The following is a 25,534-nucleotide window of genomic DNA, read 5'->3' on the forward strand; positions in this document are numbered from 1 at the left end:
CTATCAGATTGTACACTTAATATAAGGTATAGAGTTTGTGAGGCTATTTACTTCAAAAAGTCGACATTTGATTGGTGTGGATATTTGTGCCACTTCCGTAAAAATAGTGGACATACAGCGTCAACAAGGCATGTTCCACTTAAAATCCTACGGCATTGAGAGACTACCGGAAGGTGTGGTCGTCGACAAACTCCTAGTTGATACAGAGGCGGTTGGCAACATTATAGCGAGTCTAGCAAGGCGTTGCCAAGTTGCGGGTAGCAATGCTGCAACCGCCGTATCAGGATCTGCCGTTATCACCAAAATTATTGATATGGATATGATGCTAAGCGATGTTGAGCGTGAAGCACAAATACGTTTGGATGCTGATCAGTATGTGCCTTATCCATTAGAAGATGTCAATTTAGATTTTGAGGTGCTAGGCCCGTCTTTAGTGAGTGAGGATATGGTACAAGTACTACTTGCGGCCTCTCGCTCAGAAAACGTTGATCAGCGTGTTGATGCGTTGGCCTTCGGTGGCATGCAAACCAAGGTTATGGATATTGAATCACATGCAATAGAGCGTGCTTTTGGATTGATGACAGACAATCTGCCCAATATGCCAGAACTGGTCGCTTTGGTTGATATCGGTCATAATCAAACTACTTTGTACATCGCAAAGAATGGTGAGTTTATTTATAGTCGCGAGCAATTGTTTGGCGGCGTTCAGTTAACAGAAGCGATTCAAAACCGTTATGGACTGTCAGCTGAAGAAGCAACGCTGAGCAAACGTGAGCGCACACTGCCTGATGACTATTATCCTGAAGTTTTGACTCCTTTTATCGAAAATACCATTCAGCAAATCACTCGTTCCTTACAATTTTACTTCTCTTCAAGTCAGTATAGTAGTATTGACCACGTGGTACTTGCGGGTGGTAGTAGCTCCATTGCAGGTCTCGCTGGAATGGCACAACAAAAACTTGGTGTAAGCGTTAGTGTTGCTAATCCGTTCACCAATATGACCATTGCGCCTAGTATTGATAATGAGCAACTGACCATTGATGCGCCAGGCTTAATGGCTGCATGCGGTCTTGCGTTAAGGAGCTTTGACTAATGGCTCGTATTAACCTTTTACCTTGGCGACAAGAGGAGCGTGAACGTCGCAACAAAGAGTTTATGACTCTGATAGTTGCAGTGACTTTGCTCACTTTATTGGCGGCCTTTGCTTCATGGAGCTATTTTAACAATGAGCTTGATGAACAGCTTGATGCTAATGCCTTGATTGAACAAGAAAATGCACGCCTAGACACCGCATTGACTGAGATTGATAGTTTAGAGCAGCGCCGTGAAGATATTATCTCACGTATGCAGGTCATCCAAGATTTGCAAGGTCGGCGTCCCGTACCAGTACATTTGTGGGATGATCTGGCAAGAGCGGTTCCACCAGCGCTTTATCTAACCAATCTCAAACGCGAAGGCGATGTATTAACATTGACTGGTCTGGCTGATAACCCAAATATTGTATCTAGCCTGATACGTAATTTGGACAGTAGTAAATGGATGGGTAACTCAGCAGTTAGTAATATTCAACAGAACATTAGCGCTTATGAAGCGGCCCCTGTACTGAATAATACAGTCACTACGGCTGGTGAGACACCGCGTCCAGTCTATCCTGAAGACAGTTATGTGCAGTTCGTGGTGACGACTAAAGTACAATCAGAGACGCCTGTCCCTGCGGAAGATGGTGTGGGAGGGGAGTTATGAAACTTGTCCGTAAAAAAAACCTAATTAAGACCAAAAAAAGTGCTTCAAAACCAAAGAAGCAGTTTGATCTTAATGAATTTCGTCGCAGTTTTGAGTCACTAGACTCTGAAAACTATGGCAGCTGGCCGCTACCAGTGAAGGTGACGGTGATCGGTCTTATTATTACCTTTATAGCAGCACTATCATGGGCGCTACCGATTAGTAGTAAAATCGATGAGATCAATGCTGCTGAAAGTCAGCAACAGACCTTGCTTGAAAGCTATCGTGAAAAAGAATCGCGCGCGCGTCACCTAGAAGCCTATCAAGCACAGGTCGTTCAGATGGAAACGGAGTTTAATACCTTATTAGACCAATTGCCAAAAGACACGCGTGTGTCAGAGCTGGTAGAAGGTATCAATATGACAGGTGTCGGCAGTAATATTCGTTTTCAAGACATCTCTGTCGAACCTGAGATTGAAAATGAATTTTTCATTGAGCAACCGATTCGCATTGCTGCTTTAGGTGAATATCATCAGTTTGGTAGTTTTATCAGTGGCCTTGCAGCACTACCTCGTATCATCACCATGCATGATTTTGAGGTGAGTAATCCACAACCGAGCTTAGATGTTTTACCTGAGCTTAACCTAGTCTTGCAAACCAAAACCTATCGTTCAAAAGAAGCGACTCCTGAAGATGAAACGGCTCCTGCAGATGATGCCGCTGCCGCTACTGATGCAAACGCAGGAGGTAACTGATGAGTATGCAAAAACTACCCATGCTGTTCACTTTAAGTATCGCAGCGCTAGCTATGACTGGCTGTACGGATCGTATCGGTATGGCAGAGCAAGCGATGACTGACATCCGTAACCAGCCAGCGCAGCCTATCGAACCACCACCCAAAGCTGAACTGGTAGAAGACTTCGTCTATAGTGCAAGCTCACAGCGTAGCCCGTTTTTGCCACCGAGCTTGGTGAATGTAGAGGGTCCTACCACTTCTATTGATGGCGTACGCCCAGACATTACACGTGTGAAAGAACCACTTGAACAATACGAGTTATCGCAACTGGTTTTTCGAGGTGTAGTCGTTTCTCCCGAAGGTCAGCGATATGCATTAGTCCAACGTCCTGATGGTTCAGTTGCTAGTGTGAAGGTGGGTGATTATCTTGGATTGAATGACGGCCGTATTGTTGAAATCACGCCGACCCAGATCAACTTGATTGAAATTGTGCCAGACAGCCGCGCTGGGTTTATTGAAAAACCCCAGTCGCTGGTATCCCCTATAAGCTAAGTCGGCAGATTTTTTGAGGAATAAATAATGACAGTACGCAATAACAAGGTAATGATGATGAGCAACCGTGTTTCTTCTGCTTTTGCCATTTCAGCACTGGCAGTCAGCATGGTGGCAGTAAGTAGTAGCGCCCACGCTGCACAGCGCATCAATAATGTGTCTGTAGTGCAAACTGCACCAGCAGTGACACAAATGCGTTTGGGGTTCACAGGTTTACCAGTATTGCCTGCAGCCTACCAGCTTGATGATCCTAGCCGCTTGGTATTAGACTTTGAACAAGTGCAAAACGGTCTTGCCAGTCGTTTTAACGAATACAATATTGGTATGGTCAATGATGTCACCACGTTGAGTAGCGATAGTACGACGCGTCTTATCGTTGGTCTCAAGCAGTCAGGCAATTATACAACAGCGATTGAGGGTAACGATCTGCTACTGACCATTACCGATCCTGATCGTCCAGTGATCACTAGTGACCCTATACAAGACGTCCTTAATAACTCTAGCGGTATCACCACCACTGCAGTCGTCACGCCAATCGTCGAGACTAGTACGGTTCCTGTTGCGGCGGTTCGCACCACTAGCGCGACAGTCGTAAAAAACGACGTGCCAGCTGATACGATGGTAGTGAGGGTTAACCCATTGTTGAACCCACAACTCGCTTCTGCACAAGTAAGCAAACAGTACAGCTATGACGGCCTCAGTGCGGTCAATTTTTCGGCAGGTAATGATGGTGGCGGTAACGTCAGCATGGTACTTGCCAACGAAGCCATTCCGGTAGATGTACAACGTCAAGGTAATAAGCTTGTCGTACGTTTAACAGGCAGTACGGTCCCAAGAAACTTGCTACGTCGATTAAATATTAATAGTGGTCTGGTGAGTAGCATCGATACTAAAAACCAAGGACAAAATGGTGTTATCACTATTAATATGTCTGATGATTACGAGTATCAAGCTTACCAATCAGGCAATCAGTTAAATATTAGTATTAGCAAGCCTGAACTGCTACGTGAGCCGACACTTGAGGAGAGAGTATATAGTGGAGAACCGCTATCTATGGAATTCCAAGACGTTGAAATTCGCAGCGTGTTAGATATTTTAGCACAGTTTACCGAGATGAATATCGTTGCGAGTGATTCAGTCGCTGGTAACATCACCTTGCGTTTGATCAATGTACCTTGGGATCAAGCACTCGATATTATTCTAAAAAGTAAAAACCTAGGTAAGCGCGAAAACGGTAATGTGATTTTGGTTGCGCCTTCGACTGAACTTGCTGAACAAGAAGCACGTGAGCTTGAAGCACAGCAAGCCGTTCAATCTTATGCGCCATTACGTACTGAATATATTCGTTTAAGCTATGCAAAAGCACAAGATGTCCTGACTCTGATCTCTCAAGGAAGTGGCTCATCTGGTAGTAGCGGTATAGGCGGCACGAGCGGACTTACAAATCGTGGCAATGACAATAATACGTTATTGTCGGATCGTGGTACGGTGACAGTTGATGAGCGTACCAACACCCTAATTGTGAAAGATGTGGCAAATAGCATTGAAAATATTCGTACCTTAATTGGCAAAATTGATATCCCTGTGCGTCAGGTTATGATTGAGGCGCGTATCGTGAGTGCTACTGATAGCTTTAGCAAAGAGATTGGGGTTCGCTGGGGAATCTTATCAAATGGTGCAGCCAATAACCGTAGCTTACTGGTTGGTGGTAGTGAACAAACTTTGTGGGACTTAAAAGATTTTGACGTAGAAACGACGACTGTCAACGGACAAACGGTCTCTTATCCTTCGTATGATATCAGCCGTCCTGATAACTTAAACGTTGACTTAGGGGTTGCTAATCCAGCTGGTAGTATCGCCTTTGGTTTACTGAGCCTATCTGATGTGATGCTTGATCTTGAATTGTCAGCATTGCAAGCAGATAACCGCGGTGAGGTCATCTCAACTCCAAAAGTGTTGACGGCCGACAAGCAAACCGCAAAAGTTTCTTCTGGCACCCAGATCCCTTATCAGGAAGCATCAGCCAGCGGCGCAACCACAACCAGCTTTAGAGAAGCGGCATTAAGTCTAGAGGCGACACCAAATATCACGCCCGATGGCAAGATTGGTCTGCAATTACTTATCACTAATGGTACGCCTGTATTCACTAATGGTATCGTTGCTATCAACGAAGACTCTATCTCAACCAATGTGACTGTTGAAGATGGTCAAACGGTGGTATTAGGCGGAATTTTTAGAAACCGTACTAACAATAATGTGGACAAAGTGCCGTTTTTAGGCGATTTACCATACATTGGCCGTGCATTCCGTAAAGATGTGCGCAATAACAATAAGGAAGAGTTGTTGATATTTGTCACACCAAAATTGATCAATGATGGCACAAGTCGCTTGAATTAATCATAAATTTGTTGATTATTCACTAAAAAAGTAAGCCTTAGTGCTTACTTTTTTTTGTGCGTAAACTTAGCATCTTTAATATTGTGAGCTATATGCATGGATCAATGGATGATAAGCTCTAAATATTACTAACAATAATCACAGCGCATTACTAGCCAGAATATCAATGACGTTGTATGATAGCTAATTTAGCTGAGTGAGTATTATGGTGCAGGAATTGCCGTCGGTGTTTTTAGTGGGTCCGATGGGAGCGGGGAAGACGACGATCGGTAAGTTACTGGCCAAGCAGTTAGGTCGCACTTTTGTAGATAGTGATTGGTATATCGAATCGCAAACTGGTGCTGACATTGCTTGGATATTCGCCAAAGAAGGTGAAGCGGGTTTTCGTGAGCGTGAAACGCGTGCCATTGATGAGCTGACTCAAGCCCCTCAAATTGTATTAGCAACTGGTGGTGGCGCAGTATTGGCTGCTGAAAACCGAGAGTTCTTAAGACAGCGTGGCATCGTGGTTTATCTCAATGCCCCAGTCGATGTGCAAATGGCCCGCACTTCTAAAGACAAGTCGCGGCCTCTTTTACAACAGCCTAATCCTAGAAAAATACTGCAAGATCTATATAGTATTCGCGATCCATTATATCGTCAGGTCGCGCATATTATTATGCCCACTGGTCACACTTATCCGCGTCATATGGTCAGCCAATTAATGCAGCAGCTGAACGCATTTTTCGATTGTACTGACACAACACCAAAAGACAATAAAGAGTAGACCGATATTATCTATTGATATAATAGGTAGGTATACTCAGCTACTTTTACCCAATTATAAATGCTTAAGGAGTGTCTCATGGCAACGTCACTGTTTCATGACAGCTTAACAGTTCGTACGCAAAGTCATGATTATCCAATCATTATTACTGAAGATGCGACGTCAAAAGATAGCAGTATGGCAAAGCAAGTCGCACCTTATATTAAGGGTTGCCAAGTATTAATTGTGACTAACGATACCGTGGCACCTCTATACTTGCAAGCTTTAGAAGACGAGCTAGCAGAGCAATTTACGGTAAAAGTTTGCGTGTTACCAGATGGTGAGCAATATAAGAACCAGACAAGCATTGACCAAATATATGATGCGCTAATGGCGGAGCATTTTAATCGTGATGTCACGCTTATCGCACTTGGTGGCGGCGTAGTGGGTGATATGACAGGTTTTGCTGCGGCAAGTTTTATGCGCGGGGTCAACTTTATCCAAATTCCAACAACCTTATTATCGCAAGTCGATTCTAGCGTTGGCGGCAAAACGGGCATCAATCATGCGCAAGGCAAAAACATGATTGGCGCATTCTGGCAGCCGCAAATGGTGCTCGCTGATATGAGTACGCTCAAAACGTTGCCTGCACGTGAGCTGTCAGCAGGAATCGCCGAAATTATCAAATATGCGCTTATCATGGATGAAACATTCCTGACATGGCTTGAAGAGAATTTACCTGCAATGATGGCGCTAGATCTGGCAGTACTTGGCGAAGCGGTGAAGCGCTGCTGTCAATACAAAGCAGATGTGGTCGCTCAAGATGAAAGAGAGTCAGGTGTGCGTGCTCTGTTGAACTTTGGGCATACATTTGGTCATGTGATTGAAACCCATCAAGGCTACGGCAATTGGTTGCATGGTGAGGCGGTAGCGGCGGGCATGATGCAAGCGGCTGAATTGTCCCAAAAAATTGGTTGGTTGACCCTTGATGAGGTTGAGCGTATTAAGCGTGTTTTGATGCTAGGTAACCTGCCAACCAAACCGCCTGCCATTGATGTACAAACTGCTCTGAACTTAATGGGACACGATAAAAAAGTGAAACACGGACAAATCCGGCTGATTTTGTTAAAATCAATAGGGAGTGCGGTATTGACCAATGACTTCGATAACGATCTGCTGCTCGAAGTATTGTCACAACACAGCGCATAATGTATCAAAATTTTAGTGAGTATTTGTACTAAAACTTGATATGTATAGCAGATTCATAGGCTGCACTAACTGCACTTCTATTTGAATGAGCATTGATATAATGCTTTTAAATATGTTTTTATCAAGGACCTCCCCATGGCAGCATCAAAATCGAAGGCGCGTACCGCTGGTCAATCATACAGTCGTCAAGCCTTGATCTGGCTGGTTGCGACGTTACTATTAGGTGTTGTGACAGCGTTAGTCTGGATGCTAAGCCAAACGCCAGCGATGGGTGCCAAAATTGAAAACGAACCAGTATCAGCACCGCAAATGTTGGCTGATGAGTTTGAGCAACCATTAAAAATCGAGTCGCTTCACGAGCTGGATACTGATGTACAGCCGATTAGTTTTGATACGACTGTCCGTGACTTGCGTAATTATCCTGACGAGTTTAAAGACAAGCGCTATCTACTTGCCAACAAGGGTAAGTGGACCGTGCAGGTGATGAATGTCGCTGAAAATGACGTGATTGTCAGTTATTTAGAAGGCCGTGAAGATCGTGATAAGTTCGCTTATTTCCGCTATCTTGATAGTGAGAATCAAGTTCGTTATATGCTAACTTATGGGATCATGAGTAGTCCACAGGAGGCGGTTGGGGCAGCAAAGCTCATAGATTTTAAATTGCCTGCCAATGTGCGTGTGCTACCGGAGGAGATCAATCGATATGTCAGTATTATCGATAACTACGAGCGTCCTGATCCGGTAAAAGACTTAAGTACGAAGCGTACGCGCGCTGTCAATCTAAAACCGACTAAGCGCGAAATACCAGCACGCCAGCAAGCGCAAGCAGTCAACAATACGGCCAATGACCAAGCCACCAATAGTAATACCAGTCGCGATAGTCAAGGAAGCTTTAACGAAAGTATTTCAGAGGAGAGTATTCGCCAGTCCGCTGATACTTCTGAAACGTTATCTGTTACTGAAGAGCGGACGGTTGGTAATGAGTCACAGTCAGTCTCTGAAGCACCAACTCAAAACGAAGGCAATGCCAACAAGCCTAAACAGGATAATAAAAAACCAGTAGCATCGGGAACGGATAACAATAGCAGTATCAAAAAACCACCCGTCGTACCTGCGCCAAAACCGCCAAGCACAAGTAACAATGGTGCTAGCAATAATGCAAATACGCCCAAAAACAATAATAGTGACAGTATAAAAGCGCTCATAGAAGATAAAAGCAACTGATACGCATTTTCTGTCATCGAAAACCCCACTAGCTAATTGGTTAGTGGGGTTTTTTTATACTTCGTTTTTTTAATATATTAGTGGCTACTGTCGCTATTTTGGGGCAAAGTGTTAAAGGTAGACACAACTCATCCACTGCCTTATGCAACCCTACGTAGGCACTTTATATTATATTTCTAATGGGTTTTTAATCGTCCTATAACCAATAGTAATGAGACCTTATACAAATTATGGCTGATGAATCGATAGAAAAGACTAGATTTTTTGTGAATCATTAACTAATATAACTGTGGGCGACGTTCTGTATAGTTATCGTAAAAAACTATTATTAAACAAGCATTTAGTAACAAATCAACGATTTATAAGGTGTGTTGCTAAGGTTTGTTGTCTCAAGCGCGGCTACTTACTGGCTATGTTAAAGTTCTTGTAAGTGAAGCAACCTCTCTTATTGTCACTCTTTTTAGAGTGAATAAGGCGCTTGATTACAGAGCGTCAGATATTCAAGACGAACCACATTCATGGTTATTAAATGGTTGGATGTCCAGCGCTCATTGCTAGATATAACAACATAACAAACGATGCTTAAACGAACGACATAACGTATTACTGATTAGGCAATTGGCATTTAGGGGTATAAATTACTCTGTTTCAAAGGGCTGTCATTCACTATCTCTAATATACGACGTATATGTCACGACATTATCTAATGACCAGGAGGGTCAAAGGTTTACTTGCTGTTAGAGCATGATGTCGATTGAGCCTCGCACCATTTACTAATTCAACTATCCGAATATCCACTATCAGCCCGTTCTGCTTACGGGTACCAGCTTATGCTCCGCATTGGAGATGTAAGTTGCCCGTCTACTTAAAAGGACAAGCTATGTCAATGATTTCCTCGCAAACACACCTGGCCACGCCAGATGATTTTTCTGATAATTGCGGTTTTGGTCTAATTGCTCATATTAAGGGTGAAGCCAGCCATAATTTGGTAAAAACCGCCATTCATAGTTTAAGTTGTATGACACACCGTGGTGGTGTGGCGGCCGATGGTAGAACTGGTGATGGTTGCGGTCTACTATTAGCGACCCCTACCGACTTCTTTAAACAGATCGCCAATGAGCAGCAATTTGCAATTACAGACAACTTTGCCGTTGGTATGGTGTTCGTCAATTTGGATGATGATAAAGCCAAGCATAGTCAGCAAGTATTGAGCGATGAAATTACCGCCCAAGGATTAGAAGTCGCTGGCTGGCGTGATGTGCCACTTGATTTGAGTATTGTGGGTGAGATCGGCCGTGAGACATTACCAGATTTTAAGCAGGTATTTGTCAATGCGCCAGATGATTTAGCGGCTGATGATTTTAACCGTAAGCTGTTTGTTGCACGCAAAAAAGCAGAGCAGCGCCTGACAGATGACGAATTGTTTTATGTATGTTCATTAAGCTGCCAGACCATTATTTATAAAGGTCTAGTCATGCCATCAGACTTACCAGCGTTTTTCTTGGATTTGCAAGATGAGCGTTTGGCGTCACATATCGTAGTCTTCCATCAGCGTTTCTCAACCAATACATTACCGCGCTGGCCACTGGCACAGCCATTCCGCTATCTTGCGCACAATGGTGAATTGAATACCATCACAGGTAACCGTAACTGGTCTAAAGCACGCACGCCAAAGCTAAAATCAGACAAACTGCCGAACTTGAATGAATTGACGCCGCTCGTAAATAGCACGGGTTCTGATTCATCAAGCTTAGATAACATGCTCGAAGTGCTAATGTCTGGCGGTATGAATTTATTCCATGCGATGTCGATTTTGGTTCCACCAGCGTGGCAGAACGTCGATAGCATGGATATGGATTTGCGAGCGTTTTATGAGTTCTACTCACAGCATATGGAAGCATGGGACGGTCCTGCAGGGCTTGTTATTCAAGATGGACGCTATGCTGTCTGTATGCTTGATAGAAACGGTCTGCGTCCGTCACGTTGGGTGACCACCAAGAACGGTTATATCACGGTTGCATCAGAGGTTGGTGTTTGGGACTACTCACCACAAGATGTGTTGGCAAAAGGTCGTGTTGGCCCAGGCCAAATGCTGGTTATTGATACGTTGACAGGTCAAGTGATGGATACGACTGCTGTTGCAACGTTGCTGAAAAATGCGCATCCGTATCGAAAGTGGCTGCGTGAAGAAGCGACACGTGTCCGTGATGATGAGCGCTTAGAAGAAATCTTAGCAGCGCAAGCGTGCCGTGGCGATAAGCTAAAAGCCTTACAAAAAATGTATCACATCACCAATGAAGAGCGTACGGAAATCATCCGCCCTAATGCTGAAAACGGTCAAGAGCCAGTAGGCTCAATGGGTGATGATACGCCAATGGCAGTGCTATCGCAGCAAATCCGCCATGTCGGTGATTTTTTCCGTCAGCAATTTGCACAGGTGACCAACCCGCCAATTGACCCACTTCGTGAATCAATCGTGATGTCATTGCAGACTTGCCTAGGTGCTGAAACCAACGTATTTGCACCATCAGCGAGAGACGCGCATCGTATTATTTTGTCATCGCCAGTATTGTCAGCTAGCAAAATGCAGCAGCTTGAAACCTTGGATGATCCAGCGTTCAAGATGGCTCGCATTGATCTGAACTATGACCGTACTTTAGAGCTATCTGATGCTATCGTCGCTATTTGTGAGCAAGTGGCAGATAACATCCGCTCGGGCAACACCTTGATTGTACTGTCTGATAAAGATATCGATGCAGAAAAAGTACCCGCCAATGCCATTCTGGTCACAGGAGCCGTGCATCACTATCTAATTGCAGAAGGTATTCGTACTGACGCTAACTTGGTGATTGAGACAGGTCTGGCGCGCGATTCGCATCAAATAGCGGTATTGATTGGCTTTGGTGCGACTTGTGTGTATCCGTATCTGGCATATGATGTGATCGATGATTTGGTGGCTACTGGTGAATTGCTTGGTGATCCGATCCAAGCTCGCGTTAATTTCCGCAAAGGCTTGGATAAAGGTTTGCTAAAAATCTTATCAAAAATGGGTATCTCTACCATTGTTTCGTATCGCGGGGCGCAGCTGTTTGAAGCAGTTGGTCTGTCTGAAGAAGTGGTAAACCTATGTTTTAAAGGCGTACAAAGCCGTATTAAAGGCGCTACCTTTGCAGATCTTGCCGCTGACCAAGCGCAACTGGCTGCCAACGCGTTCAAGCGTCGTGCGCCACTAGATCAAGGTGGTTTGCTCAAGTTCGTCTTCAACAAAGAGTACCATGCCTTTAACCCTGACGTCATTAACAGCCTACATACGGCAGTACGTACGGGCGATTATGAGAATTATCAGAATTATGCCAATCTAGTCAATAGCCGCCCAGTGGCGACTTTGCGTGACTTGTTGCAACTAAAGACTGACAACAGTATCGATGTCGATGATGTTGAAGATATCTCTGAGATTTTGACGCGTTTTGACTCAGCTGGCATGTCGCTAGGCGCGCTGTCTCCTGAAGCACACGAGTCGATTGCGATGGCGATGAATACCATCGGCGGACGTTCAAACTCTGGTGAGGGCGGCGAAGATCCTGCGCGTTATGGCACGTTGCGCAACTCAAAAATCAAGCAAGTGGCCTCTGGTCGTTTTGGGGTAACGCCTGCCTATCTTCGTTCCGCTGAAGTCATGCAGATTAAAGTAGCTCAAGGTGCCAAGCCTGGTGAAGGTGGACAGCTACCTGGTGGTAAAGTGAATGCGTTGATTGCGCGCTTGCGTTACTCGGTGCCAGGCGTGACCTTGATTTCACCGCCGCCGCATCATGATATTTATTCTATCGAAGATTTGGCGCAGCTGATTTTTGATTTGAAGCAAGTCAATCCAGATGCATTGGTGTCGGTTAAATTGGTTTCACGCCCAGGTGTTGGTACGATCGCGACAGGTGTTGCAAAAGCTTATGCCGATTTGATTACGATCTCAGGTTATGATGGTGGTACAGCAGCATCTCCGCTATCGTCTATCCATCATGCAGGCTCGCCATGGGAACTAGGTCTGGCTGAAACCCATCAGTCTCTACGAGTAAATGGATTACGTGATAAGGTACGTGTTCAGACCGATGGTGGTCTGAAAACAGGACTGGATGTCGTCAAGGCCGCTATTCTTGGTGCAGAAAGCTTTGGCTTTGGTACCACGCCGATGATTGCAGTTGGTTGTAAGTACCTACGTATCTGCCATTTGAACAACTGTCCAACAGGGGTTGCTACCCAAAAAGCCAAACTGCGTGATGAGCATTTCATTGGCGAAGCAGAAATGCTGATTAACTTCTTTAAGTTTGTCGCAACTGAAACACGTGAATGGTTAGCAGCGCTAGGTGTTCGTAGTATGGAAGAGCTAGTCGGTCGTACTGACTTGCTCGATATCTTAGAAGGTAATACAGACAAGCAGCGTCATCTTGATTTAACACCATTGCTATTTAGTCACCCAGCCAGCGTGGGTAAGGCACAAACGTGTCAGGTAGAGCGTAATGAGCCGTTTGATAAAGGCTTGCTTGCTGAGCAGATGATTCGCGATATGATTGTGAACATTCGCCAAGGCTCAGGTGGCGACTATAGCTATTTCGTTGGCAACTGTGACCGCTCTATTGGTGCTCGGATCTCTGGTGAGATTGCGCAAGTATGGGGCAACCTTGGCATGAGTGATATGCCGATCAAGCTTCGTCTGACAGGTACTGCAGGGCAAAGTTTAGGCGTGTGGAATGCTGGCGGCTTAAACATCGAGCTTGAAGGCGATGCCAATGACTATGTAGGTAAAGGCATGGCTGGCGGTGAGATTGTCATTTATCCACCTAAAGACTCAAACTTCACGGCACAAGAAACCGCCATCATCGGTAATACTTGCCTATATGGTGCAACGGGCGGTAAATTATATGCTGCCGGTACAGCGGGTGAGCGTTTTGGCGTTCGTAACTCTGGCGCGCATGCAGTCATTGAGGGTACAGGCGACCATTGCTGTGAATATATGACTGGCGGTATCGTTACGATTCTTGGCCGTACTGGACTCAACTTCGGTGCTGGTATGACGGGTGGTTTTGCTTATGTACTCGATATGGAAGGCGACTTCTTTGACCGTTGCAACCATGAGCTAATCGATCTCAACCGTATCTCAAGCGAGCAAACAGAAGAGCATCGCATTCATTTACAACAAGTGATTGAAGCTCATGTAGATAAAACAGGCAGTGCATGGGGTCAGACGATATTGGACGACTTTGAGCACTATGTTCGTAAATTCTATTTGGTGAAGCCAAAAGCGGCGAACATTGCAAGTCTTCTTAAAACTACCATGGCCGACCCACAATAGCCGATTTGTCATTGTCGATCGTATCGATACATTGTCTTGAGAGATTGTATTGAGGAATCGATAATGACTTTGATTAGGGTAGCCAGCGTTCCGTTTTTAGAGACGTTTTAACTCACAGGTTTTCAGCAGGTACGTGACAGCAGCGATATATGTCTTAGATTTTAGACAAACAACACATCGCTTGACTGTCGCCACCCACTGCAAAAGAGCCTTATATAAAAGAGATAGCACCATGGCAAAACGCTTAGAAAATAATTTCCAGTTTTTAGATGTACCGAGATTTGATCCAACCAAAAAAGACATTGCAACGCGCTCAACAGAGTTTGTTGAGATTTATAAACCTTTTGAAAATGAAGCTGTTGCCCAGCAAGCGCATCGTTGTCTTGAGTGTGGTAACCCGTACTGCGAGTGGAAATGCCCAGTACACAACTATATCCCTAACTGGCTAAAACTGGCGACAGAAGGCCAGATATTTCAGGCAGCGGAATTGTGCCACCGTACTAATACCTTGCCTGAAGTATGTGGACGAGTTTGCCCGCAAGATCGCTTGTGTGAAGGCGCTTGTACATTGAATGATGGTTTTGGTGCAGTGACGATTGGTAATGTTGAAAAATATATCAACGATACCGCGTTTGCACTTGGCTGGCGCCCAGATATGTCTGAAGTCGTTTGGACAGACAAAAAAGTCGCTATCATTGGCGCAGGACCAGCAGGTCTTGGTTGCGCGGATATCTTGGTTAGAAATGGTGTCAAGCCTGTCGTCTTTGACAAGCGGCCTGAAATTGGCGGCTTATTAACATTCGGTATTCCTGAGTTTAAAATGGAAAAAGATGTTATGCGCAATCGCCGCGTGATCTTTGAAGACATGGGTATGGAATTCCGTCTAGAGACAGAGATCGGTACAGACGTCACCATTGATGAGCTGTTGGCTGAGTATGATGCGGTCTTTATGGGCATGGGTACATACACCTATATGCGCGGCGGCTTCGCTGGTGAAGAGCTGACAGGCGTCTATGATGCGCTAGATTACCTGATTGCCAACGTCAACCGTTGCAATGACTGGGAAAAAGATGCCGCAGAGTACATCGACTTTAAAGGCAAAAGAGTGGTCGTACTAGGAGGTGGTGACACAGCGATGGACTGTAACCGTACCAGTATTCGTCAAGGCGCTGAAAAAGTCGTCTGTGCTTATCGCCGTGATGAAGAAAATATGCCTGGCTCGCGCCGCGAAGTAGTCAATGCTCGTGAGGAAGGAGTTGAGTTTTTATTCAACCGCCAGCCTACTGAAATCATTGGCTTAAACGGCAAGGTCAATGGGGTCAAAGTAGTCACGACGCACTTGGGTGCGCCAGATAACCGCGGTCGTCAGCGTCCTGAGCCGATTCCTAATTCTGAAGAGATTATCCCTTGTGATGCCGTGATTATGGCATTTGGCTTTAGACCAAGTCCTGCTGATTGGTTCGAGTCGCAGCAAGTGGCAATGGACAGCTCTGGTCGCGTATTGGCTGCAGAAAAACAGACCTTTAAATTCCAAACCCAGAATCCCAAAATTTTTGCAGGTGGTGATATGGTACGTGGCTCTGATTTGGTCGTGACGGCTATTTGGGAAGGCCGCGAAGCCGCGGAAGGTATACTAGACTTTTTAGAGGTTTAGTGAAATTGATTCAAACTTAGCTATTCATCAATAAGGTTTGAGCTTGAACGTCTTTTGTCTTTTGATAGACAGAAGGCGTTTTTTTTGATGAATACTTTGTAAATCGAGGCTCGACTGCTAGCATGTTTGTGCGTTACCATTTATCTCGCTTATTAACCAAAAAGAGTAGCCTTGCGTGAAATTAACCCTTTACCAGCGTGTTACTGCTCCATTTACTGAGCCCTATGTTCGCTATCAACATGCCGACGTCTTGCACGCCATTCGCTTAGGAACGGCAGTCATATTGGCGCTACTGGTCAATAAACTCACCAATCTGCCACATGGGGAATGGACGACCATTACGGTTTTTATTATCTTGGGATTATTGCAGTATCAAGGCGCTATCTATACCAAAGCCAAAGAGCGTGTCTTGGGTACTCTACTAGGTATAGGTGCTGCCCTTGGGGTGCTGTGGTTCATTCAAAATGCAGGTGCATGGCCATGGGTGGACTACGCGCTCATCGGTCTATTAAGCGGCATCATTGGCTATTTAGCCGTTAGAAAGCTTGGGTATACAGGGCTGCTGACAGGTATCACTATGCTGATGATTGTCTCTGACTTGGGTCATAACAGCATCGGTCAAGATGGTATCTACCGCGCGCTAAATATTTTGCTGGGCACGGGGGTTTCGGTAGCAGTGACGCTGATTTTACCGCTCAAATCAACGCTGATGTGGCGATTTTTATTGAGTAGCAATCTCGATGCTTGTAGCAGTTTGTATGCAAGTGTCGGCCATCATATTGATACAGCGGAAGGAGCGGCAGGCAACACGACCCATAAATCACATCCAGTGGCTTTTTCAGCTGAAGAAATACCTGTTGATAGAGCATTGGTCACCACATTACAACAGATTAATAAACGCCTACTGGCCGTGCGTCCACATATCGCTGCGACCGCAAGTGAGTCGGGAATCGAAAAAGAGACACTGGAGACCATTCAGCGTACCCATCGCAATATCATTGGCACAATTGATTTATTGTTAAGTGCTGCTCCGCGTTTGGCGAATATCGAAATCGATGAGGAGAACCATGTTTTATTGGTTCATTATCAGCATGAGTTGACGCAAGCGATGCAACATATGGCGGCGGTACTTCGTAGTCCAAGCGATGAAGTGTTTCGCCCGATCACTCGTATTGCTGTGTCAGAATATCCAAGCGTGCAGCACTTAGCATTTGAGTGGCAGGGGTATTTTTGGTTAACACAGACGTTGCAAACGCAGTTGCAGCAATTGAGTGATCTGTTACAAGCCTCTAAGCTACACTGGTTTGCTGCATCTGGGCTAGGTTATCAGCGTCGTGAGCAGCGCCGGATGAAAGAGCAGGGCGGCGAGACAGATTTGCATTTATAACGCACAAAAAAACGCTGACCATTTAGGATCAGCGTTTTTTTCTTAAATATCTACTTTATTTTAAAATATTAAACCATGGCTATTAGCGCCCCGTTTTTAGCTTATCCCAGTATTGCTGATACACTTGTAATGCTTCATCACCCACATCTTCTTGGAACTCCGCTTTTGCTAACACGTCTTTAGATGGGTAAATCGTTGGATTGTTGCGAACACTTTCATCCATCAGCTCTCGTGCTGCTAGATTTGGTGAGGCATAACCAATTTCTTCACTCACGATTTTGGCGTTTTCAGGACGTAGTAAGTAATCAATAAATTTATGTGCTGCATCAATATGCTTGGCATTTTTTGGAATGACAAAGTTGTCCATCCACAAGATAGCGCCTTCAGTTGGGTATTTATAAGCTAGGCTCGTTAGACCTTCTTCATTCGCCATGACCGCTTCGCCATTCCATGTCATACCAAGAGACGTCTCACCTTCGATGTACGGCATACGCGTCGCATCAGAGTTAAACGTTTTGACGTTCGGCATTAAGGTTGTAAGCTTGTCGTAAGCCGCTTTGATTTCATCAGGATTGCTACTGTTGCCCGAGTAGCCTAACGTCAGTAATGCCATACCGAACACTTCACGCACATCGTTGGTAAGCATCACCTGACCTTTGTACTTAGGATCCCATAGGTCGTTCCAGCTATTCACAGTTGCAGGATCGACACTATCGCCATTGATGGCAAGACCCGTACTGCCCCACATATAGGGAATCGAATATTTGTTGTCAGGATCGACTTTGGTGTTGGTAAATGACGTATCGAGGTTTTTAAAGTTACTTAATTTGGACTTATCTAACTCTTGCAACAGCCCTTCTTTGGCCATCTTTTCGACATAATAAGTCGATGGAATGGCCAAATCATACTGGCTAGAATCATCGAGCAGTTTGAGCTTGGCATACATCGCTTCGTTTGAATCAAACGTCGTGTAATTGACCGCGATGCCAGTTTCTTCCTCAAATCCATCCAAAATCTCTTGTGGCATGTATTCTGACCAGTTATACAAATTGAGCGTCTCATTGCTCGCCGCAGCGCTAGCATCTGCCGCATTGTCAGAATTGCTACAGCTGGATAATGCCAAGCCAATAGCTGCCGCTAATAATGCCTTTGGTACTATACGTCCGATACGAGTTGGGTTGTCTGGATGGGACGATGATAAATGGGTCAAAATACCTCTCCTAAATAAAGATAATGCAAATCAAAAATGCGGATGAAAATGATAAGGCAATCAATGCCTAATGTCGCCAATAACACTATTATGGTTATCACTTTGCACAATTTAAAGGGCTATTATTAAGACGATGCTTAGTTATGCTAATAATACGAATCAAATGAGTAATGAAGATTGGTTTAAAGACAGCCAATGCTGAGTGGGTTTTCGAGAGTATTGCCAAGGATGAGGCAAATAATGGCCGTATAGACCTATGTTATTACAAGTGTAAGGATAGGATAAGCTAAAGCGCCAAGAACTTAGAACTTAGAACTTAAGATAATAATTAACCATACCAGAATAGCAAAGGGTGCGACGCGATGACTGAGCGCCGCTATCACCGAAGATTCAATGACTGTTGATGGTAGTTTAACGATGCTTTGGCAGGATATTGATAGGTACTTAATACATTCTCAAATAAGATTTTTATTTGGTTGACGAGGTGGCGTAGAACGGTTCAAGCACTGTCTGTATGCCATACTCTTCGATTGTCCCAGTGACGAAATCAGCACGCGCTATCAGATCAGGCTGCGCATCACCCATCGCCACGGCAAACCCCACCAAATCAAACATTTCTAAGTCGTTCATACCATCGCCAAACGCCATGCACTCGCTGACATCGACCGCATAGTACTCGCAGACATCTTTGATTCCGCGCGCTTTCGATGCTTCTATTGGCAATATATCTGCACCGATTTGATGCCAATGCACCAGTTTTAAATCATACTGCGCAAAGTCGATATCTTGCATTTTTTCTTGTTGATTATTGAAAAATACTGAGCATTGATAGACGATATTTGACTTGTAATACTCAGGGTCAAGAATGGAGTTGGGTGTGACAGCATTGAATTCACGTAAGCGGTCGTTTTCATCTGACCACGCGATATGTGTAGCAGAGTCAAACTTATGAATCAAGTCGCTCTGTTGACATAGACGCACGATTTTATCTGTTTGCTCAGCGGATAAGGGGTAGTGGCTGATTCGGCCATTTTTATCAAAGCTATACTGTCCATTCATGCAAATAATAGCATCCAATATACCCGCATCAAGCAGCGCTAGAATATCTGCAGGCAAGATGGCTTTGGAGCGCCCAGTTGAGATGACCAGCTTGATATCAGTCTTTGCCAGTTGTTCAAGAGTCGCTTTATTATGTTCAGCGATGACGCCGCTGCGACTCAAGGTATCATCGATATCGAAAAAGATGATTTTAGGTGTGAAAACTTTAGTATTCATACTTTCTTGAGCAATTTTATCTTCGATAAACATGATTGTCCTTTACATTTTAAGCGCTACTATTAAAGCTAATAGTAGCTGATTACTAATACCTGAGCGACTATATTATTCGTTTTATCCTACAGGCTCATCAGCCAAAAATGATGTTAGTTTTGACTATGTTATGTAACGCATTGGACTTATGTAACTAACTTTGATGCTTCATAAAATTGTTAACTTATTACCAAAAAATACGTTGATATTCTGTATTTAAACTATATATAGACTACACTTGCATTGGATATTTTTTAGTTTATCTAATGAGCTTTATCTAACGAATTGTTATGTTGTTTTCTGAACTCAATTTTTAAAGAGTGTTTATTAATAACGACTTAAACATTTGTAGAGAAAATTGAATAAGCAAAATAATTTATAGGAACAATATAATGACTGCTTCCGCTCAAAATTCAAACGCACAAGATATAGATGTAGGGCTGCTTGCTCCAACTCCACGTCATCCTGACAGTCGATTAGAGACTGATTGGCTGTTTTTATACGAGAAGCTACCGCCCAATCAATGGCTTAGTGCAGACTATATTTATAAGACATCGTTTTGGTTAAGTATTCATGCTGACATACGTAAACGCCAACACACTCTCACCCAAATCAGTGATGCCTATCATGCTGGTGATATTGAATGGTCAGAATACCGCTCACAAATCTCATCACGGATTAATCAATATATTTTTAAATTACATCAGCACCATAATATTGAAGATACAGGCTACTTTCCACAGTTCATTCGCATGTACCCTCAACTAAAAGCAGGTTTTGAGATATTAGATCGTGACCACGTACATTTGGATGCACTACTTAATGAGTTGCAAGTGCTAAATAGTAGGTTAGCATCAAACAATACTGAAGATGAAGCACTAAGTAAGCAAGTGCATCAGCGTTTGATTAATACCAGTGAGCTACTGTCGCAACACTTCACGGATGAAGAAGACTTGGTGATTCCTATTTTGGGGCTGAATTAGTGTTATAGGGAAAAATAGTTTAGCTTTTTTTTATCAGATAGGACTACCGTACTGAATGTACCAAAATCTGTAGTACTACGATGTGGCGATAGGAGAGGAGAGCGCGCTATCTTAGTGAAACTGCAACGTTGCCTCTCTAGAAAAGAGTGATAACGGGTAAAAAAATACAAAATGTTATTGATTGTTCTTTAGGTTAAAGGGTATCTTAATTTAAAACGGTTTTTGATCATTGGACTCTTTTATGCATAAGGTTATTGACTACACCTCAGGATCTGGTATCGAAGTTTTAGAGAGTAGAAATAAAGACGGTGCAGATATTCTGGTTAGCCTCACATATATCGGTAAAAATCGTGAGAAAGATAATGGCATAAAACTGACTCGCACCTTTGAGACGGCACGAAAAAATAATGAAAAAAGCGGTATCACTTCAGCGCTTGTCATTAATGATCATTATTTTATTCAAAACATTGAAGGCTCGAGAGTTGCTATTAATGAGCTTATCACTAGAGTGAATCATGAGCGACCACACCTCTTAATTCATATTATTGATCTTGAGGAGATAGAGACGCGGAGATGGAATGGGTTTTTGATCAAATACCTAACATCAGATACTAAAAATGAGGAATATGCTCTAAAACATTTTTCAGCAGGCACTGACTTCAATCCTTATATGATGAAGAAAGAGCAAATTACAGGCTTCTTAGAAGCAGTTTTTGAGGAGAAAGAAGCCTAAGCTGATATTGATAGCAGTATTTGATTTTGAGCTGTCTAGATCAGACCCGATGAACGGCTCTCGCAACATCTGCCTTGATAGAAAAAACTTAGCCATGTGTATTTTGGAACTTAGTAGAAGTTATAGGCTAATATAGATTAGAGTTTTAAGATATTGGAATAACGGCATCATGTAGTTTTTATCAGCTGTTGTAGTAAAATTCAATGATAAAATGCTGATATACATCTGATTAATATACTCATATCATGACCATAGAAAGTTAGGACAGCTAATAAAAACCTGCTCAAAACGTAACAATTTCATTGATTATATTTTATAATAAAGTGTATCTTAATTTAGATAAGTATTTTGCAAATAGGGTTCCTTATGAATATTATAACGACAAGCCATACTCCAGAAAATAAAAAAAGAAATGGCGAGCATATTCTTATTCACATGACATATATCGCCAAAAATGTCGAGCTGAATTCAGGAATCGAGCTGACTCGCGCACTTGAATACTGGCGCAGATATTTTGAACAAAATGATATCGTTTCAGCTTTAGTTATTAGTGAGGGGTATTTTGTTCAAAGTTTTCAAGGGACAAGACCTGCTATCAATACTGCCTTAGCGAAGATATTTGACGAGCATTCAACCATCTTTCCCAATATCGTTAATATAGAGGAAATAGAATCGCGTCAATGGAGTGGTTTTTTGATCAAACATCTCACCTCAAGCGCTGAAGACGAAGAATATGCTTTAAAAAGCTTCTCAGCAGGTTCTGACTATAATCCATATCTAATGACAAGTGCGCAGATTGAAAATTTTCTGAAAGCAATTTTTGATGAGAAAAAACCAAAAATTCATGATGTTATTTAACTTTAACTTTGATCTTCTGTAATTAAGGGCTTGTTAAGCAAAGGAATAACCACTTAACCGATGTGAGTGAGCCGCTATTATAATTCTGGTTGATTAGTAAAATTTGGAGATGAATAACTTGAGTTTAAAATTTGTTTTAGTTTAGAAAAGTGTTTTGCAAATAAGGTTGCTTATGCATATAACGACGAGCCATACTTCAAAAAATAATAATAGAAATGGCGAGCATATTCTTCTGAGTCTCACTTATATCGGAAGAAATAGCGAAAAAAATAACGGAATAGAATTAACTCGAATTCTTGAGCGATGGCGCAGAAACAATGAGAAAAGTGATATAACCTCCGCACTTGCTATTAATGATAACTACTTAATTCAAAACATTGAAGGCTCAAGGCCTATTATTAATGAAGTCTTAGCAATATTGATTAATGACTATCCTCATCTATTGCCTCATATCATCGGAGTTGAGGAAATAGAGGCACGGAGATGGAATGGATTTTTAATCAAATATTTAACATCAAGCATTGAAGATGAGGGATATACCTTAAAAAGCTTCTCAGCAGGTGCTGACTTCAATCCTTACCTCATGAAAAGTACTCAGATTACAAGCTTCCTAAAAATAATCTTTGAAGATACCGAATTTAATAAGTCTTAAGTAAGTTGTCTATTTTGATTAGTGTAAAAAAGCCGCCTATACATTGTGTATGGGCGGCTTTTTGCTGAGAGTGAACTGTGTTTGATTTACCTATGAAATAGGTCGACTAAATAATTGTTTAAAGTCATGTTTTGCTACTCCTTAATCAATTCTACTGAACTGGGCTTATGAGTTATCCTGCTATTTCAACACTCGTCACATTCTGAAAGCCTCGTGGCAATTGCCCACCGCGATTACCGCGACTGCCTGTATAGTTGGCCAAGTCATTTGGCTTTAGCGTCACATGGCGTTTGCCAGCAGTAATGACGAGGCTGTTTTGTAAATTGAGTGGCGTAATAGCCAGCACTTCTTCATCATCTTTTAATTTGATCAGTTTGTTACCTTTACCGCGAGCTTGTTCAGGCAAATCATCAAGGGCAAATATCAATAAATATCCTGCATTGGTCACCACAGCGACATGGTCAGGCGCTACATTTGTATTAGTCGTTTCACCGTCGGCATTGACAGTCGTATCTATTGGAGCATCAATGCGCGCAACAGGAAGTAGACGACTATCAGCTGCTAGGTTAATGATATTTTTCCCCGCCTTTTGGTTGCTATCAAGATTACCCAGTGTATTGATAAAACCGTAACCTGCGGAGCTGGCAAGGATAATGCGCTGATTGTTGTCACCCGTTAATAACTGCTCAAAGCTAGCGCCTGCTGGCGGTTTCAACACACTGGTCAGCGGATCGCCTTGACCACGCGCGGAGGCAAGATTGTGCGCATCAATACTATAGCTACGTCCAGTACTATCGAGGACGTAGATTTTTTCATTAGATTTACCGCGCACATGCGCCTGATAACTGTCCCCTGAACGATAACTCATACCAGCGGCATCGACGTCATGGCCTTTGGCCGCGCGAATCCAGCCTGCTTTAGACAGGATGGCGGTGACTGGCTCACTCGGCACCAGATCAGATTCTTTTAGTGCTTGTGCTTCTTCGCGTTCTGCCAGTGGTGATACACGCTCATTGCCGTGCTCTTTCATATCGGCAGTCAGCTCTTCAATCATCAGATTGGTGAGACTGTCTGGATTGTCCAAGTACTCTTGAATAATGGCGCGTTCGGCAGCCAGTTCATCTTGCTCGCGGCGTAGCTCAATTTCCTCTAACTTTGCCAACTGACGCAGACGAATATCTAAGATGGCATTGGCCTGAATGTCAGTCAGATCGTAGTCTTGCATCAATGTTGCTTTTGGATCGTCTTCTTCACGAATGATGCGTATCACTTCATCAATATTGAGATACGCAATCAATAAACCTGCAAGGATGTGTAAGCGCTTATCGATTTTATCAAGGCGATATTGCAGACGGCGCGTGACCACTGAGCGGCGACAAATGAGCCATTCTTCTAAGATTTCTTTTAGATTTTTGACCTGCGGCTTACCGTTTAGGCCAATCATATTCATATTGACGCGGTAGTTGCTCTCAAGGTCTGTACTGGCAAACAAATGGCTCATAACGCGATCGACATCGACGCGCGTTGAGCGCAATTCCAATACGATACGACAAGCGTTCTCATGATCTGATTCATCATGAATATCGGTAATCCAAGGCAGTTTTTTGTCTGTCATGAGCTTGGCGATTTGCTCTTGGATTTTGTTGCCTGAGACTTGGTAAGGCAGCGCATCGATAATGACTAAATTCTTTTCTTTGGGGTCGATATGAAAAGTCGCGCGCATTTTGTAACTGCCACGTCCCGTCTCATACATCGCTTGTAAGTCTTTTTTGCTAGTGATGATTTCCGCTGGCGTTGGCAAGTCTGGCGCTGGTATTGACTGAGTGAGCTGCTTAACAGACAGCTCAGGGTTCTTTAATAAACGAATCGCTGCGCGTACCACTTCGTTTAGGTTATGCGGCGGAATGTCGGTTGCCATACCGACTGCGATACCTGTGGTACCGTTTAATAAAATATTGGGCAAGCGGGCAGGCAGGGTGGTTGGCTCCTGCATTGTGCCGTCAAAGTTATCTTGCCAATCAACCGTGCCTTGCCCCAACTCTGCAAGTAGGGTGTTGGCATAAGCAGACATTTTGGCCTCGGTATAACGCATAGCCGCAAAGGACTTAGGGTCATCAGGGCTACCCCAGTTGCCTTGGCCTGTGATGAGCGGATAACGGTAGCTGAACGGCTGCGCCATCAGCACCATGGCTTCATAACACGCGATGTCACCATGCGGATGGTATTTACCCAGCACATCACCGACCGTACGGGCAGACTTTTTAGCCTTGGCAGTCGACTTTAGCCCCAGCTCGCTCATGGCGTAGACAATACGGCGCTGCACAGGTTTTAGACCATCGGCGATATTGGGCAGCGCACGATCCATAATGACGTACATGGCATAGTTGAGATAGGCCTGCTCGGTGAACTCCGCGACTGAGCGAGTATCCATCGGCTCATTAGGAATACTTGTGGCAATGGTAGGATCAATAACATCGGACATAAAATAGACTTCGCTTATGAATTTTTAATTAGTATGGTTTATATAGTCAGGCATAGTATGAATGTGAATCGCACTGTATGTTCATTTAGGTTCAGCGCGATATTCACGTAAAAATAAGATAGTGCTATCGTAAAGGATATTGATGCAATTAAAAAGGCATGTATCAGAATATACGACAGCTCATGACGTGCTTATGCTGGCTTTTATAGACTTTACTTACCATGTCCTCGTACGTGGCTTTTATAGATAAAGTTAAGTATAGTAAAACTAACATTTGTTTTTTTATTTTTAATAAATATCTCAGAGTGACAGTGCCGAATTAGTGACAAGAATGAGCG

At 43.6% G+C, this 25,534-nt stretch carries 18 protein-coding genes; 15 read left to right on the forward strand and 3 right to left on the reverse strand.

Annotation, left to right across the window (positions count from 1 at the left end):
- Positions 1-37: 37 nt before the first annotated feature.
- The 11 genes from pilM (at position 38) to I3255_RS10750 (ending at position 16,970) form a co-directional block, all read left to right on the forward strand.
- Positions 38-1,093, forward strand: coding sequence for a type IV pilus assembly protein PilM (pilM, locus tag I3255_RS10700; RefSeq protein WP_238038799.1), 1,056 nt, complete (start codon positions 38-40; stop codon positions 1,091-1,093).
- Positions 1,093-1,743, forward strand: a complete 651-nt coding sequence (locus I3255_RS10705; RefSeq protein WP_238038800.1) for a PilN domain-containing protein — start codon at positions 1,093-1,095, stop codon at positions 1,741-1,743. Before pilM ends, I3255_RS10705 begins: the two co-directional genes overlap by 1 nt.
- Positions 1,740-2,477 (forward strand): type 4a pilus biogenesis protein PilO, encoded by a 738-nt coding sequence (pilO, locus tag I3255_RS10710; protein ID WP_238038801.1) that lies wholly within the window; start codon positions 1,740-1,742, stop codon positions 2,475-2,477. Before I3255_RS10705 ends, pilO begins: the two co-directional genes overlap by 4 nt.
- On the forward strand, positions 2,477-3,010 hold the full coding sequence (locus I3255_RS10715; RefSeq protein WP_238038802.1) for a pilus assembly protein PilP: 534 nt from the start codon (positions 2,477-2,479) through the stop codon (positions 3,008-3,010). Before pilO ends, I3255_RS10715 begins: the two co-directional genes overlap by 1 nt.
- A 27-nt stretch (positions 3,011-3,037) precedes the next feature.
- A complete protein-coding gene (gene pilQ, locus I3255_RS10720; protein WP_238038803.1) occupies positions 3,038-5,407 on the forward strand; it encodes a type IV pilus secretin PilQ in 2,370 nt (789 codons plus the stop codon).
- A gap of 205 nt (positions 5,408-5,612) precedes the next feature.
- Entirely contained in the window at positions 5,613-6,173 is a 561-nt protein-coding gene (gene aroK / locus I3255_RS10725; protein ID WP_093071072.1) for a shikimate kinase AroK, read from the forward strand.
- Between the two features lie 78 nt (positions 6,174-6,251).
- Entirely contained in the window at positions 6,252-7,361 is a 1,110-nt protein-coding gene (gene aroB, locus I3255_RS10730) for a 3-dehydroquinate synthase (RefSeq protein ID WP_238038804.1), read from the forward strand.
- 135 nt (positions 7,362-7,496) lie between these two features.
- Entirely contained in the window at positions 7,497-8,585 is a 1,089-nt protein-coding gene (locus I3255_RS10735; protein ID WP_238038805.1) for a hypothetical protein, read from the forward strand.
- Between the two features lie 880 nt (positions 8,586-9,465).
- The gene (gltB, locus tag I3255_RS10740) at positions 9,466-13,929 is read left to right on the forward strand and encodes a glutamate synthase large subunit (protein WP_238038806.1); all 4,464 of its coding nucleotides are present in this window, start codon (positions 9,466-9,468) and stop codon (positions 13,927-13,929) included.
- Between the two features lie 232 nt (positions 13,930-14,161).
- Positions 14,162-15,583 carry a glutamate synthase subunit beta gene (locus I3255_RS10745; RefSeq protein ID WP_238038807.1) on the forward strand — a complete coding sequence of 474 codons (1,422 nt, stop codon included), beginning with the start codon at positions 14,162-14,164 and terminating at the stop codon, positions 15,581-15,583.
- A 175-nt stretch (positions 15,584-15,758) separates the two neighbouring features.
- On the forward strand, positions 15,759-16,970 hold the full coding sequence (locus tag I3255_RS10750) for an FUSC family protein (RefSeq protein WP_238038808.1): 1,212 nt from the start codon (positions 15,759-15,761) through the stop codon (positions 16,968-16,970).
- 82 nt (positions 16,971-17,052) lie between these two features.
- On the opposite strand, the gene I3255_RS10755 is transcribed toward I3255_RS10750, so the two are convergent.
- Positions 17,053-18,180 (reverse strand): extracellular solute-binding protein, encoded by a 1,128-nt coding sequence (locus I3255_RS10755; protein WP_238038809.1) that lies wholly within the window; start codon positions 18,178-18,180, stop codon positions 17,053-17,055.
- Positions 18,181-18,648: 468 nt separating this feature from the next.
- A complete protein-coding gene (locus I3255_RS10760) occupies positions 18,649-19,488 on the reverse strand; it encodes an HAD family hydrolase (protein WP_238038810.1) in 840 nt (279 codons plus the stop codon).
- Between the two features lie 392 nt (positions 19,489-19,880).
- Between I3255_RS10760 and I3255_RS10765 the strand changes: the two genes are divergently transcribed.
- From I3255_RS10765 to I3255_RS10780, 4 genes are all read left to right on the forward strand, one after another.
- Positions 19,881-20,471, forward strand: coding sequence for a hemerythrin domain-containing protein (locus I3255_RS10765; RefSeq protein ID WP_238038811.1), 591 nt, complete (start codon positions 19,881-19,883; stop codon positions 20,469-20,471).
- Positions 20,472-20,712: 241 nt separating this feature from the next.
- The gene (locus I3255_RS10770) at positions 20,713-21,204 is read left to right on the forward strand and encodes a BLUF domain-containing protein (protein WP_238038812.1); all 492 of its coding nucleotides are present in this window, start codon (positions 20,713-20,715) and stop codon (positions 21,202-21,204) included.
- Between the two features lie 366 nt (positions 21,205-21,570).
- A complete protein-coding gene (locus tag I3255_RS10775; RefSeq protein ID WP_238038813.1) occupies positions 21,571-22,062 on the forward strand; it encodes a BLUF domain-containing protein in 492 nt (163 codons plus the stop codon).
- Positions 22,063-22,234: 172 nt separating this feature from the next.
- Positions 22,235-22,714: a BLUF domain-containing protein gene (locus I3255_RS10780; protein WP_238038814.1), complete on the forward strand. Its 480-nt coding sequence runs from the start codon at positions 22,235-22,237 to the stop codon at positions 22,712-22,714.
- Between the two features lie 172 nt (positions 22,715-22,886).
- On the opposite strand, the gene parC is transcribed toward I3255_RS10780, so the two are convergent.
- Positions 22,887-25,196, reverse strand: coding sequence for a DNA topoisomerase IV subunit A (gene parC, locus I3255_RS10785; RefSeq protein ID WP_238038815.1), 2,310 nt, complete (start codon positions 25,194-25,196; stop codon positions 22,887-22,889).
- Positions 25,197-25,534: the final 338 nt, after the last annotated feature.

The sequence above is a fragment of the Psychrobacter sp. Ps6 genome, from assembly GCF_022129235.1.
Lineage (GTDB): Bacteria > Pseudomonadota > Gammaproteobacteria > Pseudomonadales > Moraxellaceae > Psychrobacter.